Raw genomic sequence first — 14,648 nt, forward strand, 5'->3', positions numbered from 1 at the left:
AAAAAGCACTTGCCTCCTATGGCAAGTGCTTTTTTTAACGCTGCTGTTTGATTTTTTTAAGTGCTTCATATTTTCCATACTGCTTTTTTAATTCCCTGTATAGCTCGTCCAATTGAATAAAGCAGTGATATTGAGTTGGTTTTAGCAAGATGAACTCTAAACGTTCCGTCCAATTAATCGGAGCAACAGGAAATGTCTCTTGCTTGATATGTTCCCATTCAAACGTTTGGACACTCTCCCCTTTGATCCAGTAAAACATCGCAATCATACTGACGATTCCTTGCAGCATATCATCTTCTTCACAGCGGGATTTTCTTGTTTGGAAACGAGGAAGCATTTTTTCTTTTAATTCGTCCCACAGCTCAAACATCACAGGAACAAATTCTTCCGTTTCCTGCCATGGAAACTCGTCTGTTAAAACTTCTGAAGATAGATCATATGCGAGCGGATTGGCTCTCAGTATATCTACTCGATCACCTTTAATCTCTACCTTTTTTTCTTTTAGCTTTTCGACATATGAGGTGAAAACAGCTGCCCCGCTCATGCCAGCTTCACCAATCCTTTTTTCAGCCTCTTCTGCCCTTCTCTGCACATATCAAGAAGCGGACACGATTCGCACTGCGGCCGCTGCGCCTTACAATGATATCTCCCAAAAAAGATCAGACGGTGATGCGTCACAGACCAATCTTCTTTAGGCACCTTTTTCATCAAGGTTTGCTCTACTTCAAGCACAGAATCTTTCCAGCGGCAGATGCCTAGACGTTTACTGACTCGTTCTACGTGTGTATCTACTGCTATTGCCGGTACACCAAAAGCGACCGAAACGACGACATTTGCTGTTTTCCGGCCAACCCCAGGAAGCTTAACAAGCTCATCCCGGTCCTTTGGTACTTCACCGCCATATTCTTCAATCAGCATTTTGCTCAACTTTTGAATGTTTTTAGCCTTATTTCGATAAAGACCAATCGAGCGAATATCTTGCTGCAGTTCTTCAAGCGGTACACTTAAATAGTCTTCTGGTGTTTTATATTTTTGAAAAAGCGTTTTGGTGACCTTGTTTACAAGCACGTCTGTACATTGAGCAGAGAGTGCAACAGCAATCACAAGCTCAAATGGATTGTCATGAACAAGCTCACACTCAGCCTCTGGAAACATATCTCCTATAATATCTAAACACTCATTGATTTGTTTTTTTGTTAACATGCCTTCTCCTTTATTGGTTATTGTTCCAGCCAATTATAAAAAGGAACTTGTCGTTTATAGGTGGACGTCTCTTCTTTTGAAGGCGGCGTTTTCTGCTGAGACCGGAAATGCTGGCTATGCTCTTTTGCTTCTTCCGCTGTTTTCAGCCCTTTCTTTTTCCACTCAAATAAAATTCGATCAATATAACGGAAATTTAATTTCCCTGATAAAACGGCTTCTCTTAGCGCCAGCCGAATCATCTCAGTATCATGATGGTCTTGATCCATCCAGATCGAAAGTGTTTCTCCTTCAAGAGGAGACAGCGGTCTGCCGAATTCATCTTCAAATAAAGCATATAAAGATTTTTCAGCCTGCACATGATGTTTTTGCGCTTCTTTCGCCTGTTTTGCTTCTAAAAAGTCATACAGCACGCCCCATAAAGGTTCTACTGAATAGCGGTCATGCTGAATACCAGACCTGTCTTCAAATGGCTGAATCGAGATAAATCCTTTTTGAATGAGATGCTGAACCATATACGCACACTCTTCCGCTGAAATGGTCATGCCTTGAGAAAGCTCTTCAAATGTTTGGAAGAAAACGCCTTGTTCTTCATTCATTTTAATTTTAAGCATCACCATCATCTGTGATTCATTCAGTCCTAACTGCTCATAATGAGCAATCAGCAAATTAGGCAAACTTGTCGACCCCATTTGCTGCATATTAATAAATTGCTGTCTATTCATCGGATACACCTCTTCATTTTAAGTATATCACGTTTTATTTCACGTGCCCCTCTAAAAAGACGTTTGAAAAAGCCTCCATTTGTTGGAGGCTTTCACGTCTTAAGGGTATAAACGGTTTAATAATCTTGGGAAAGGAATGGTTTCACGCACATGCGGCGCTCCGCTAATCCAAGCAACTGTACGTTCAAGTCCAAGACCAAAACCTGAATGCGGTACAGAACCGTATTGTCTTAATTCTGTATACCATTTGTAAGTTTCCTGATCAAGCCCATGTTCTTTCAATCTTGCTTCAAGAAGCTCTAAATCATGAACACGCTCAGAACCGCCAATAATCTCTCCGTAGCCTTCTGGTGCAATCAAGTCTGCACAAAGGACAACATCTTCACGATCCGGTGCTGGCTGCATATAAAACGGTTTTAATGATGTTGGGTAATGAGTGATAAACACTGGTTTATCATAGCTTTCGGCGATCGCTGTTTCGTGAGGCGCTCCGAAGTCATCTCCCCATTTGATATCATCAAAGCCTTTTTCCTGCAAGAATTTAATCGCTTCATCGTAAGTGATGCGCGGGAATGGTGCTTTGATATTTTCTAATTTTGCTGTATCACGGCCTAGTGTTTGCAGCTCCACTTTACAGTTTTCAAGTACACTTTGAACAACATGAGACACATAATTTTCTTGATACTCAAGGTTTTCATTAAATTCGACAAAAGCCATCTCAGGCTCGATCATCCAAAACTCAATTAAATGACGTTTCGTTTTAGATTTTTCAGCTCTAAATGTTGGGCCAAATGAGAATACTTTTCCGAGTGCCATTGCCGCAGCTTCCATGTAAAGCTGACCACTTTGAGAAAGGTATGCATCTTCATCAAAATATTTCGTAGCAAACAGTTCCGTTGTGCCTTCAGGTGCACTTCCAGTTAAAATTGGCGGATCTACTTTCACGAAACCTTCTTGATGGAAGTATTCATATGTAGCACGAATAATTTCGTTACGGATTTTCATAATGGCATGCTGTTTTTTAGAACGAAGCCATAAATGACGGTGATCCATTAAGAATTCTGTTCCATGCTCTTTTGGTGTAATTGGATAATCTGTCGCTTCATGAATCACTTCAATGGATTTCACTTGCAATTCAAAACCTAGCGGTGAACGCTCATCTTTTGTCACTTGACCTGTTACATAGACAGATGTTTCTTGAGTGACTGATTTCGCCAGCTTAAAGACTTCCTCTTCCACTTCTGCTTTTACTACGACTCCTTGAATAAAGCCTGTCCCGTCACGCAGCTGCAAAAATGCAATTTTTCCGCTTGAACGTTTATTGGCAATCCATGCGCCGATGGTTACTTCTTGATCGACGTGTTTGAACACTTGATTAATCGTTGTTTTCAACATAATTCCCTCCAAAGCCAGAAAGAAACTCACCTTTAGACAGGTGTGAATCTTTTTTCATACATTTTATTATAACCGTTCTAAATCAGCATGGTCAACGCAAGACAGGAGAAACTACGGTGTTAAATTTTTTTCCACGTGTCCTGTCGAGAAGTCGACATAGCTGAAGCTATATTGATTGTTCTCATTTAAGTACGTCACTTCCCAAAGGAGTACGTCACCTTCTCTCGCTAATTTGACTTCTTTTAGCTTAGAGACCGTGTTCTCCTTTTGAACGGCTTGTACTGCTTGATTCGAGGTAATGCCTTCTTTTGCTTTTTTTGCGATCACTTTTTCTTTTTTGCTGGCAGGAACCCAAACGTAGGTCATTTCATTCTGTTTGTTTTTCCCTTCAACAATAAATTGTTTTTCTTTCCCGACAAAGGTTTCCACTTGCTCCACTTGTACGATGTTTGCTTGTTCTTTTGCTCGTTCGATCGCTGCTTCATGCCCTTGTTCTCTTTGTCCCATGGCAATTTGATAAATCCACGTAAAGCTGATGATGCCAATAAGCAGAACGAGAGCCACTACAGATGAAATAATCCAGACTATTTTTTTCATGTCAAGCTTCCCCTATGTGCGGTATATCGTAAATACCGCTTGATTTTGATCTTCTTGATCTAATGCTAATCCAAACATAAGATCTTCTCTTTTAAGCGTTCTGTTCAATAAGTCAACGATTTTGTACAGGTCTTCTGAATGTTTAATTTGAACAGTTGAAAGTACCTCTATTTTACTTTCCACTTCTAATTCCTCCTCGGTACGTAAATATTGTTAGTCATACTTTTCTGCACGGGAACCGATACTATTTTTACAACGGAACACAAAAAGCCGTTACGATAAATTAACTCCAAACCCACACCAGCTAAAGGCCGCTTATGACAGCGGCTTTTCGTTGTTAAGGTTTTCTATATACGCCTCAAGTGACTCTTTTGACATCTCGTGAACCGGCGCATGAGGGAGTGATTCTAAAAATAGTTTTCCATATGAAGCGGTTTTCACTCGGCGGTCTAAAATCAGCAATGTGCCTATGTCTTTTTCAGAGCGCAGCAAGCGTCCAGCTCCTTGCTTAAAGGTTAACACAGCTTCTGGTAAAGCGACGGCTTTAAACGGATTTTTCCCTTGTTTTTTTGCTGCATCACATTTGGCTTCAATAAGCGGAGAATCAGGCGGCCGGAACGGAAGACGTGCCATGATGACTGTTGTCAGCTCTGCGCCCGGAAAATCAACACCTTCCCAAAAACTACCCGTACCAAGTAAAATGGCCTGTTTTGCTAATTTGAACATTTTCGTTAATTTTACGGGGCTTCCGCCTGTTAGACCTTGAGCAAAAAGGGCTGACTGCATCCCTTCTGTTTTTAGCTCTTCATAGACTGCTTTTAACATCTCATGTGAATTAAACAAAACCAATATTTTTGCATGCTGCTGCTTTTCCATGACCTTAATATATAGTGCGGCTTGCTTTACATAATCTCGTTCATCACGGTTTGTAATCGGCGGCATGTCTGCTGGAACAATGACCTTAAGCTGTTTTTCAAGTTCGAAAGGTGAATCAATTTGCACAAGATGAGGGTAAAAATCTTGCAGGCCAAACCGTTCCAAGCAATAATCAAAACGGTGATTAATGGTAAGCGTCCCTGATGTGAGGACAACACTCTTTTTGTTCATAAAGAAACGGTCAGCCAAAAGCTCCCCAGTATCTAACGGCTGTGCATGCATAAAGACAGCGTTTTTGGCCCCTTTTGCATCAATTTCAATCCAAACCGTTTCATCGTTTTTCGGTTCAAAGATAAACCGGTACAGTGTACTGCAAAAAGTATGCATAAACGACATGACTTGGTCGTATTCCTCTGCTTCAAAGGCAAAGTGTTCTGTCAGCTGATCACTTTTTTGAAGAAGCTCATTTTTTTGCTGTTCATACAGCTTCTCACAAGCAATTAACAAGGAACAAAGCTTACTTGCCGTTTCTTTAATCCGTTTCCACTGAGCATGCTTTGAATGATGACGTACTCTATGAATGAGACGATTGATGTCGGCTTTTGGTTTTGTCCTTTTCACAAATGAATGGACGGTGCTAAAGAAAGCGTCACTTTCCATTTGAAGCTGATTGAGATACTCATCCATTTCAATAAAGGTGTCTGTCTGTAACCCTGCATGATGAAATCTCTTTTTCAGTTTCTTTAACAATCCGCCTTGCAAGGAGCCAAGCTGTGTTAACTTCGCGTGAAGCTGGATATAAGACGCACTATCCCCTAGGGTTTCATTGGCTGTTTTCTCAAATTGATGGGCTTCGTCTATCACATATACGTCAGCATGCTGAAAGATAGACGATGCCTCCGTTTGTGATAAGAGCAGACGATGATTCGTTAAAATTAAATCAGCTGTTTTTGCCCTTTTTTTGGCGCGCTCATAAAAGCAATACTCTTTAAAACGGCGCTTTTTCGATGTAAACGGCATATGCACACAGGAAATGCGGTCTTTTATATTGGCAGCTCCTGACGGTAAATTCAGTTCAGATAAATCACCTGTTTCTGTTACAAGGAGCCACATTAAAATTTGCGCCTTCGTTAAGACGACATCATAGTTATCATCTTCCTCATGAAGCACATGCTCAAACTTATCTAAACAAATATAATGCGCCCGACCTTTAAATACACAGGCAGCAGGCTCAAACGGGAGCAATTGATTCAACATCGGCACATCGCGCTGAAGCATTTGCTGCTGCAAAAGTATGGAATATGTACTAATAATGACAGGTTTTCCTGATTTCCTCGCTTCTAGAGCAGCTGGGATGAGGTAAGCGAGCGTTTTCCCAATACCCGGTGCCGCCTCAATTAATGCATAGGCTCTTTCATGAAACACATCTCTCACTTTATTCATCATTGTAAGCTGGCCTTCTCTTACCTCATAGCCTTCTACCGTTTGCGGAAGCTTCTTTTTGATTTCCTCAAACAGCTGTTCATCATCTTCACCTACTGAATGTGTCGCCCTACTGATAGGATTGGTGACATCTTTTACAGCAAAAGAGCCGACTTCCACCAAAGAATCTTCCCGGCTAGCATGACTTGTTTCAAGCTGCTGAATTAAAAGTCCTATATCACTTAGGAGATAAGAGGATAATCTGCGCAGCTGCTTCAGCACAATTTTCGGTGTATGTTTTAATTGATGTAATAAAGTTAAAAATAACATGGCAGTAACTTCCGCATCACTATCCGCCCTATGCGGGTGGTCATGTGGAAGCATGAGCTCTTCACTTAATTCAGTGAGCTTATAACCTTCAAGCTCAGGATAAAGAATTCTAGAGATCTCAACTGTATCAATTGCTAGCACATCCAGCTCATTTTTCCCGCATGCTTTTAGTTCATCATTTAAAAAATTCAAGTCAAAATGAACATTGTGCGCAACAAAATAAGCACCCTGTATGAGATCATACACCTCTTGGGCAATATCCTCAAAAAACACCGCATCCTCAACCATGTGCTGCTGAATGCCTGTCAGCTGTTCAATAAATCCAGGGATTGCTTTTCCCGGGTTCACATATTTTGAATACCGTTCGACAATTTGTCCATTTTCAATGACCACCGCAGCTATTTGAATGATTTTATCACCCTTTTTAGGTGAATTTCCGGTGGTTTCAATATCAACGACAACAAACCTTTGATCGGTCATAAAATGGACACCTCAATTCCTCGTTTCACCCTGAAGTGAAACACACTCTGGACAAAATAGATGAAACAGAACAGCCTCTCTTCTGAAACTGTTCTGTTTCCATGGAGCTTGCGTTATAAAATCGTTCTCGCAGGCTCTTGCCCAATCATTTGTTCAATTTGATTTTGTTTATTTAACACGACCACTTTTGGTGTATGTGTCTTTGCTTCTTCTTCTGACAGCATCCCATAAGCGATAATAATGACTTCATCCCCTGGCTGAACGAGTCTCGCCGCCGCCCCATTTAGACAAATGACACCGCTCTTTCTTTCGCCGGGAATAATATATGTTTCAAGTCTTGCGCCATTATGATTATTGACAATTTGTACTTTCTCATTTGCCATCATACCTGCCGCATCAAGTAAATCTTCGTCAATTGTAATACTTCCCACATAATGTAAGTTTGCTTCTGTTACCGTTGCTTTATGAAGCTTAGATGTCATAAAGGTTCTATACATGTTTTTCACCGCTTTCAGGAACATGGAAAATCACATTATCAATCAGTCTTGCCCGTGAAAATTTCACCGCAATCGCCATAATGACTTGACCTGTTAACTGCTCAAGCGGCTCAAGTTCTGGATATGAGTAGATCTCAATATAATCAATTTCTCCGCACGTCTGAACAAGTTCCTCTTCAATCAGCTGGTATACACGACTGACATCACGTTCACCTTTTTCAACAGCTGACCGTCCTTTTTTTAATGCGCGGTATAAAGCGGGTGCTTCTTGTCTTTCTTTTTCTGACAAGTACACATTCCTTGAGCTTTTCGCTAAACCGTCTTCTTCTCTGACTGTCGGTACAGATACAAGGTGAAGATCAAAGAAGAAATCCTTGATCATCGCATCGATCACAGCGACTTGCTGTGCATCCTTTAGTCCAAAGTAGACATTTGTTGGTGACACAAGATGAAACAGCTTTGTGAGCACAGTGACAACGCCGTCAAAATGTCCTGGGCGTTTTTTTCCGCATAAGACATCCGTCCGCTTTTGAACCGTCATCGTAATAGATGGTTCATTTTGGTACATTTCTTTCACATCAGGTGTAAATAAAATATCCACCCCTGCTTGTTCTGCAAGACGCTGGTCTCTTTCCATATCCCTTGGATAGGATTCAAAGTCTTCATTTGGTCCAAATTGCAACGGATTGACAAAAATACTCATCACGACAATGTCATTTTGACCTCTTGCCTCTTTCGCAAGCGTCAGATGTCCTTCATGAAGAAAGCCCATCGTTGGGACAAAGCCGATGGAATGCTGGTTTTCTTGATGCTGCTTAATTAATTCTTTTAGCTCGTGAATATGGGTGACAACGTTCATTTTTTGATTCCCCCATATAAGCCATCAAGGACCTCTTCTTTGATATGAAACGTGTGCATGTCCTCTGGAAATGTGCGTGCTTTTACTTCTTTCGTATATTGAATGAGCGCTTCTTCTAAAACAGTATCAATTTGCGCGTATTGTTTCACAAACTTAGGTGTTCTAGACACCCCGTATCCTACCACATCATGGTAAACGAGAACTTGTCCGTCTGCCTCAGCTCCTGCACCAATTCCGATCACAGGAATCTTCAGCATGTCGGTAATTCGTTTTGTCAGTTCGCCAGGTACGCATTCCAGCACAAGAGCGATCGCTCCGGCTTCCTCACATTTCAAGCTGTCTTCAATCAATTTTTGAGCACTTTCGTGGTCTTTTCCTTGCACTTTATACCCGCCAAGTACACCAACTGATTGAGGTGTGAGGCCTAAATGACTGACGACAGGAATTCCGCCTCTTGTTAAAGCTTGAATGGATTCAAATACTCCATCTCCACCTTCTAGCTTTAAGGCATCGGCACCGCTTTCTTGCATGATGCGTGCTGCATTTTTCATTGTTTCTTCTAACGAATAATGGTAAGACATAAATGGCATATCAGTCACAACAAATGTGTCTTTTGCGCCTCTTTTCACTGCTTTTGTGTGATGGATCATATCATCCATCGTGACTTGAACTGTGGAATCTAGTCCAAGTACAACCATCCCAAGTGAATCACCAACTAAGATCATGTCGACTTCCGCTTTTTCCGCTTGCTTTGCAGCTGGATAGTCGTATGCGGTCAGCATCACAATAGGTTCGTTTTGTTCTTTCATTTTGAAAAAATCTAGCTTTGTCTTCATTTGTTCCTCCTCATTCTGGAGAGGAGATGGCTTGCCTCACATCACATGCTTTGATTTCTCATGTGCGGCGAATCATCCCTCTGTCCAAGTCCCTTAGGATCAAGGCAGAAATTTATCGAATTTTTCTTCCTAACAGGTACAGTTCTTTGCAGATACTGCCCACACGAAGTATATCAAAAATGTGCCGGGTGTTCCACTCAAGTTGACTTGATCTCAATGTCTGCGGAGTAGATTTTTTGGATACCGTCCTCCGTTTCAAGCAATAAAACACCTTCTTCATTGATGCCAAGCGCCTTCCCCGTATATTGCCCATTGACGGTGCGGGCAACAATATGTTGACCGATCGTCATCGCAAACGATTCCCATAATTGTTTAATCGGCGCAAATCCTTGCTTCATGTAATCGTCATACCTTTTTTCAAAAGTGGACATGATCTGTTGTATGAGTGCAGCCCGATCCACTTTTTCATTCAGTTCCATCCGCAGACTTGTGGCGACATCCTTTAGTTCATCCGGGAAGTCATCAGCTGTTTGGTTCACATTAATACCCGGCCCAATGATGACCGCATGAACCTGGTCAGCTTCTGCTTTTAATTCAGTCAGAATGCCAACGACCTTTTTTCCATTCAACAAAATATCGTTTGGCCATTTAATAGATGGATTGAGTCCTGTTTGCTGCGCAATCGCTTCTGCGATGGCTACAGATGCCAAAAGCGTCATTTGCGGCGCTTTATGCAGCGGGATCTCAGGCCGGAGAATAAGACTCATCCAAATGCCTGTCCCATTTGGTGAATGCCACGTTCTTTGAAGACGCCCTTTTCCGTTTGTCTGATGATCGCTGACAACGATTGTGCCGTGGGGCGCACCTTCATTGACAAGATCATGGGCAATCAGCTGAGTGGAAGCGACTTCTTTCTGAAAGTAAATATGCCTGCCGAAGCTCTCTGTTTCCAGACCAAACAGAATTTCGTCCTCACTAATTTTGTCCGGTTTACGAAGCAGACGGTATCCTTTTCTTCTAACTGCTTCTACCTCATACCCCTCTTTTCGCAAGTCCTCCATATGCTTCCACACAGCTGTTCGGGAGCAGCCAAGCTCATCACAAATCTGCTGACTTGAGACAAAATCCTGACTGGATTCTGTAAATAGCTCAATTAATCGTTTTCTAATTGCGGATCGCATGCTTTAAGCCACTCCTCTATGGCTTCTTTTCGGTTTTCTAAACGGTTTTGCAAAACGGCTTTTTTCACAAAATCAAGCTCCTCTGCAATCCATTTCCCAGACGGCTTTTGCCGAAAGGCCATTAAATCTTTTCCTGAAACAGCGAGGTCTTGGAGCTTTTTAATCGGAAGTGCATCATAAGAACGCTTCGCTGCCTCCAGCTCATCAAAGAAAATGCGGCGCTCATGTTTTAGCTGTGTGATCTTCAAACTAGATAAGAGCACGTGTTCACCAGCTTCAAACATGGTTTCCGCATCCCAGTCACAATCAACGTATTGACTAATAGCCACTGCGTCTTTCAAAAGCTTCGTTGACAGCTTCCATTCTTTTAAGAAGGCCGCAGCCTCCGCTTCATCTAGGCCGAGCAAATGGATGAAAGCCCCCCATACCTCTTCTAGTCCATCCAGTAAGTAATATGGAAAGGCTTGAAAGGATTCATGAAGACACTCCTCTTTGAGACCTGGCAATTCTTCATATAATTTGGTTGAAATGAGTACTTGAATGGCCTTCTCACAATGACGGCCTTTTAAAAGCTTCTCCATTTCAATCTTTTTGCGCTCAACTGATATGTTGGCAAGCAGATGTTTATCCTTTTTCATAGCTTCAGCCGTTTCATCAGCGAGTTCAAAGCCAAGCTGGCTTAAAAAACGGACAGCTCTCATCATGCGAAGCGCATCTTCTTGAAAGCGGCACGCAGGATCTCCTACGGTTTGAATTCGTTTCCGCTTAATATCCTGTTTTCCACCTACATGATCAATAATTTCCCCATTTATATCCATGGCCATCGCATTAATCGTTAAATCTCTTCTTAAAAGATCTTCCTTAAGCGACGTGATAAACGCCACTTCTTTCGGTCTGCGAAAATCTTCATATTCTGATTCCGTTCGAAACGTCGTGACCTCATAGCTGACACCATCATGCAACACAATGACAGTGCCATGCTCCTTACCGACATCTACTGTTTTTTCAAATAAGGACTCAACCTTATCAGGTGTTGCATCTGTCGCAATATCGATATCGCCGATTTCCCGTCCTAATAGAACATCTCTCACCGCTCCGCCGACAAAGTAAGCCTGATGCCCATGTTCGTGCAGTGTATGTAATATAGGGATCGCATGTGTGAATGGTTCATTCATCTTCATCATCACCTTCGATCAATTCTAGGTAAAGCTTCTCATATTCACTCACAATCTTATCAGAGGAGAAATGAGCCTGAACACTAGACTGTGCTGCCGCTGACACTTTTTCATGAAGCGCTTCGTCTTTCAGCAGTGACACTGCGTGCTTTGCTGCTCCATCTATATCGCCGAGCGGGACAAGAAACCCTGTTTCTCCATGTGTAATGACCTCTGGAATACCGCCGACATCCGTACCGATACAAGGGACACCGCATGCCATTGCCTCAAGAAGCACAAGCCCAAAGCTCTCCTTCTCCGAAAGAAGCAGCTTCAAATCACTTATTGAATAAAGCTCCTCAACCTTCTCTTGCTTGCCTAAAAACAATACGCGGTCTGTCAGTCCTAATTTTTTCACGAGTTCACATACAACCGATTTCTCAGGGCCATCACCAATGAGCAGCAGCTTTGCCTGCACCTGTTCAGAAACCTTTTGAAACACATGAATCACATCATGCACCCGTTTCACCTTTCGAAAGTTTGATACATGGATGATGACCTTTTCGTTCGGTAAAAGACCATAATGTGTCTTTAACAAATCGTGATCTTCACGCAAATACACCCGTTCATCAACAAAATTATGAATCGTATCAATTTTTTTATCTGGTTTGATGAGATCGTACGTCTGCGCAGCTAACGAATGCGACACCGCTGTTACGCGGTCCGATGATTCGATGGCGAACCGGATCACTTCTTTTAATGATGGATCATAGCCTAAAACCGTAATATCCGTTCCATGAAGCGTCGTAACGACTTTCACAGAGTGTCCAGTCATTTGTTTGGCTAGAAACGCACAGACAGCGTGCGGGACTGCATAATGCGCGTGAATAATATCAAGCTTTTCTCGTTTTGCGACTTCTGCCAATTTACTTGCCAGCGCAAGGTCATAAGGCGGATATTGAAAAACTGCATATTGATTCACATCCACCTCATGAAAATAAATATTCGGATATACTTTATTAAGCCTAAACGGAATGCTAGAGGTAATGAAATGAACATCGTGCCCTTTTTCAGCTAAACGTTTTCCAAGCTCCGTGGCGATAATGCCTGAGCCGCCGACACTTGGATAACAAGTAATTCCGATCCTCAGTTTTTTCATAATTACCCCCCAAGTAAGTCATCGTCCAACAAAAGTGGTTTCTTTGTGATAAACCCTTCTGCATAAGCTTTGTTGACTTCTCTTCCATACATAGACTCTCTCATTTTGACAAAATCAATATAACCGTTCACAAGAGGTGTCTCTACTGAGTTTGCCGATTTAACAAATTGGCTTTTATACGCGTGCAAGCTATCAATTTTTTGGTGCATTTCCTCAGAAATATCGATCACAAAATCTGGACGATGGTGCCCATTAATCATGTAATAATACATTTGGCTTATTTTATGCGCTGGCTGCTTGTATGAATCTTCAAATTTATGTATACCTGCAGAAAAAGCGGCCTCTTCTACAAGTGAGCCCGCATGGCCATGATCTGGATGCCGATCTTGGTGGTACGGAGCGAAAATCAGTTTCGGTTTGTATGTTCGAATCACGCCCGCAATTTCCTTCATCGCTTCGTCATTTAGATACAGCCCTCTATCTGGCAGTGTAAGCTGGATTCTCGCTCTGACACCTAAAATAGCGGCGGCGGCTTTTGCTTCTTCTTTGCGGCTCTCTACTGTTCCATTTGAAGATAATTCGGCCTGGGTCAAGTCGCAAATCCCGACGCGCGCCCCTTTTTTTACGTATTTTGCAATCGTTCCGCCCATTCCGATCTCTACATCATCGCTATGGGCACCGAATGCAAGGATATCAAGTCGTTTCATTTGTTCCTCCGTTTTTTGCTACATCTCGAAAATCAAACGTACCTTTATTTAAATTCCTGACTAAAATTTCAGCAGTTCCCATATTGGTGGCTAATGGAATGGTATACACATCGCAAAGCCGGATGAGTGCAGATACATCCGGTTCATGCGGCTGCGCAGTTAGCGGGTCTCTAAAAAAGAGCACAAGATCCATTGCATTATCAGCAATTAAAGCACCGATCTGCTGATCTCCCCCAAGTGGTCCTGATTGGAAACGATGAATGGGAAGCCCCGTCGCTTCTTTCACTCTCAAACCTGTTGTCCCTGTTGCGTAAAGTGTATGATCTGCCAAAATATCACGATACGCGGTGGTAAACTGAATCATGTCACTTTTTTTCTTATCATGAGCGATTAAAGCAATGTTCATCAGGAATCCACTCCTTATTAGTCGATGATATTTTCTAAACCATAAACGAGTTGATCAATGTGCATGACCTGCTCTACTGAAAGCTTCACGCCTGACATAAAGGATGCACGGTTATAAGAATCATGACGAATGGTGAGCGTCTGTCCGTCCATTCCAAACAGCACTTCTTGATGTGCAATCATACCAGGAAGTCTCACGCTGTGCAGACGGATACCATCATAATCGGCTCCTCGTGCCCCTTCGATTAATTCTTTCTCTTCTGGATGTCCCTGCTTTTTGCTTTCTCTTACTTCTGCAATCATTTCAGCCGTTTTTAAGCCCGTACCGCTTGGGGCATCTAGTTTTTTATCGTGGTGAAGCTCAATGATTTCAACGTCAGGGAAATAATTCGCGGCCATTTTGGCAAATTTCATCATTAAGACCGCACCGACAGCAAAGTTTGGTGCAATAATACAGCCTATGCCCTTTTCTTCTGTTAATTGCTGAAGCTCTTTTAGGTCATCTTCTGAAAATCCAGTTGTTCCTACGACTGGACGCACGCCATGTTCAAGTGCTTTTTTTGTATGTACTTTCCCGATTTCAGGTGTTGTCAGATCAATTAATACATCTGGTGCTGTTTCTGAAAGACACACATCAATATCCGTATAAATCGGTGCATTAGATGTCGTATGAATCACATCAGATAATTTTTTTCCTTCATGCGTGTGATCAAGTGCGGCCACCAGCTCAAAATGGCCTGTTTCTTCCGCCAGCTTCACAGCCTCTATCCCCATTCTTCCTCTTGCTCCAGCGATTACTACTTTGATGGTTTCGTTTGTCATCGT

Annotated in this window: 16 protein-coding genes; all 16 read right to left on the reverse strand. The window is 42.2% G+C overall.

Translation table 11 applies throughout. The features are described from left to right. Positions 1–34 precede the first annotated feature (34 nt). The 16 genes from NSQ25_RS10175 to dapB all read right to left on the reverse strand — a co-directional run bounded on the left by NSQ25_RS10175 (position 35) and on the right by dapB (position 14,645). A complete protein-coding gene (locus NSQ25_RS10175; protein WP_111926517.1) occupies positions 35–544 on the reverse strand; it encodes a YpoC family protein in 510 nt (169 codons plus the stop codon). Continuing rightward, positions 541–1,203 carry an endonuclease III gene (nth, locus tag NSQ25_RS10180; protein WP_034280464.1) on the reverse strand — a complete coding sequence of 221 codons (663 nt, stop codon included), beginning with the start codon at positions 1,201–1,203 and terminating at the stop codon, positions 541–543. The genes NSQ25_RS10175 and nth overlap by 4 nt, the downstream gene beginning before the upstream one ends. Before the next feature lie 17 nt (positions 1,204–1,220). Next, positions 1,221–1,925 carry a DnaD domain-containing protein gene (locus tag NSQ25_RS10185; RefSeq protein WP_034280461.1) on the reverse strand — a complete coding sequence of 235 codons (705 nt, stop codon included), beginning with the start codon at positions 1,923–1,925 and terminating at the stop codon, positions 1,221–1,223. Between the two features lie 99 nt (positions 1,926–2,024). After that, positions 2,025–3,317, reverse strand: coding sequence for an asparagine--tRNA ligase (gene asnS / locus NSQ25_RS10190; RefSeq protein ID WP_326136265.1), 1,293 nt, complete (start codon positions 3,315–3,317; stop codon positions 2,025–2,027). Between the two features lie 114 nt (positions 3,318–3,431). Then, positions 3,432–3,917 (reverse strand): cell wall elongation/penicillin-binding protein regulator TseB, encoded by a 486-nt coding sequence (tseB, locus tag NSQ25_RS10195; protein WP_267587444.1) that lies wholly within the window; start codon positions 3,915–3,917, stop codon positions 3,432–3,434. 12 nt (positions 3,918–3,929) lie between these two features. Further along, on the reverse strand, positions 3,930–4,100 hold the full coding sequence (locus tag NSQ25_RS10200; protein WP_065214698.1) for a YpmA family protein: 171 nt from the start codon (positions 4,098–4,100) through the stop codon (positions 3,930–3,932). Positions 4,101–4,232: 132 nt separating this feature from the next. Then, entirely contained in the window at positions 4,233–7,025 is a 2,793-nt protein-coding gene (gene dinG, locus NSQ25_RS10205) for an ATP-dependent DNA helicase DinG (RefSeq protein WP_326136264.1), read from the reverse strand. 113 nt (positions 7,026–7,138) lie between these two features. Then, complete coding sequence (panD, locus tag NSQ25_RS10210; protein ID WP_024422780.1) at positions 7,139–7,522, reverse strand: aspartate 1-decarboxylase; 384 nt, start codon at positions 7,520–7,522, stop codon at positions 7,139–7,141. Then, the gene (gene panC, locus NSQ25_RS10215) at positions 7,515–8,381 is read right to left on the reverse strand and encodes a pantoate--beta-alanine ligase (RefSeq protein WP_065214696.1); all 867 of its coding nucleotides are present in this window, start codon (positions 8,379–8,381) and stop codon (positions 7,515–7,517) included. Before panC ends, panD begins: the two co-directional genes overlap by 8 nt. Beyond that, positions 8,378–9,217: a 3-methyl-2-oxobutanoate hydroxymethyltransferase gene (gene panB, locus NSQ25_RS10220; protein ID WP_024422781.1), complete on the reverse strand. Its 840-nt coding sequence runs from the start codon at positions 9,215–9,217 to the stop codon at positions 8,378–8,380. Before panB ends, panC begins: the two co-directional genes overlap by 4 nt. Positions 9,218–9,414: 197 nt before the next feature. After that, on the reverse strand, positions 9,415–10,398 hold the full coding sequence (locus NSQ25_RS10225) for a biotin--[acetyl-CoA-carboxylase] ligase (protein ID WP_081124528.1): 984 nt from the start codon (positions 10,396–10,398) through the stop codon (positions 9,415–9,417). After that, positions 10,371–11,573, reverse strand: a complete 1,203-nt coding sequence (locus tag NSQ25_RS10230; RefSeq protein WP_081124529.1) for a CCA tRNA nucleotidyltransferase — start codon at positions 11,571–11,573, stop codon at positions 10,371–10,373. The genes NSQ25_RS10225 and NSQ25_RS10230 overlap by 28 nt, the downstream gene beginning before the upstream one ends. Further along, positions 11,566–12,711 carry an N-acetyl-alpha-D-glucosaminyl L-malate synthase BshA gene (gene bshA, locus NSQ25_RS10235; RefSeq protein ID WP_065214693.1) on the reverse strand — a complete coding sequence of 382 codons (1,146 nt, stop codon included), beginning with the start codon at positions 12,709–12,711 and terminating at the stop codon, positions 11,566–11,568. Before bshA ends, NSQ25_RS10230 begins: the two co-directional genes overlap by 8 nt. Before the next feature lie 2 nt (positions 12,712–12,713). Then, positions 12,714–13,418: a bacillithiol biosynthesis deacetylase BshB1 gene (bshB1, locus tag NSQ25_RS10240; protein WP_024422785.1), complete on the reverse strand. Its 705-nt coding sequence runs from the start codon at positions 13,416–13,418 to the stop codon at positions 12,714–12,716. Continuing rightward, the gene (mgsA, locus tag NSQ25_RS10245; RefSeq protein ID WP_024422786.1) at positions 13,405–13,824 is read right to left on the reverse strand and encodes a methylglyoxal synthase; all 420 of its coding nucleotides are present in this window, start codon (positions 13,822–13,824) and stop codon (positions 13,405–13,407) included. Before mgsA ends, bshB1 begins: the two co-directional genes overlap by 14 nt. A 17-nt stretch (positions 13,825–13,841) precedes the next feature. Continuing rightward, positions 13,842–14,645 carry a 4-hydroxy-tetrahydrodipicolinate reductase gene (gene dapB / locus NSQ25_RS10250; protein WP_034280443.1) on the reverse strand — a complete coding sequence of 268 codons (804 nt, stop codon included), beginning with the start codon at positions 14,643–14,645 and terminating at the stop codon, positions 13,842–13,844. Between the last annotated feature and the right edge of the window lie 3 nt (positions 14,646–14,648).

The sequence above is a fragment of the Bacillus sp. FSL R5-0512 genome, from assembly GCF_038593295.1.
GTDB classification, from domain to species: Bacteria; Bacillota; Bacilli; order Bacillales; family Bacillaceae; genus Bacillus; species Bacillus safensis.

Excerpts from the sequence above, each read along its gene's own strand:
- NSQ25_RS10175 (WP_111926517.1), bottom strand. The coding sequence starts at position 544 with ATGAGCGGGGCAGCTGTTTTCACCTCATATGTCGAAAAGCTAAAAGAA.
- nth (WP_034280464.1), bottom strand. The coding sequence starts at position 1,203 with ATGTTAACAAAAAAACAAATCAATGAGTGTTTAGATATTATAGGAGAT.
- NSQ25_RS10185 (WP_034280461.1), bottom strand. The coding sequence starts at position 1,925 with ATGAATAGACAGCAATTTATTAATATGCAGCAAATGGGGTCGACAAGT.
- tseB (WP_267587444.1), bottom strand. The coding sequence starts at position 3,917 with ATGAAAAAAATAGTCTGGATTATTTCATCTGTAGTGGCTCTCGTTCTG.
- dinG (WP_326136264.1), bottom strand. The coding sequence starts at position 7,025 with ATGACCGATCAAAGGTTTGTTGTCGTTGATATTGAAACCACCGGAAAT.
- panD (WP_024422780.1), bottom strand. The coding sequence starts at position 7,522 with ATGTATAGAACCTTTATGACATCTAAGCTTCATAAAGCAACGGTAACA.
- panC (WP_065214696.1), bottom strand. The coding sequence starts at position 8,381 with ATGAACGTTGTCACCCATATTCACGAGCTAAAAGAATTAATTAAGCAG.
- panB (WP_024422781.1), bottom strand. The coding sequence starts at position 9,217 with ATGAAGACAAAGCTAGATTTTTTCAAAATGAAAGAACAAAACGAACCT.
- NSQ25_RS10225 (WP_081124528.1), bottom strand. The coding sequence starts at position 10,398 with ATGCGATCCGCAATTAGAAAACGATTAATTGAGCTATTTACAGAATCC.
- NSQ25_RS10230 (WP_081124529.1), bottom strand. The coding sequence starts at position 11,573 with ATGAATGAACCATTCACACATGCGATCCCTATATTACATACACTGCAC.
- bshA (WP_065214693.1), bottom strand. The coding sequence starts at position 12,711 with ATGAAAAAACTGAGGATCGGAATTACTTGTTATCCAAGTGTCGGCGGC.
- bshB1 (WP_024422785.1), bottom strand. The coding sequence starts at position 13,418 with ATGAAACGACTTGATATCCTTGCATTCGGTGCCCATAGCGATGATGTA.
- mgsA (WP_024422786.1), bottom strand. The coding sequence starts at position 13,824 with ATGAACATTGCTTTAATCGCTCATGATAAGAAAAAAAGTGACATGATT.
- dapB (WP_034280443.1), bottom strand. The coding sequence starts at position 14,645 with ATGACAAACGAAACCATCAAAGTAGTAATCGCTGGAGCAAGAGGAAGA.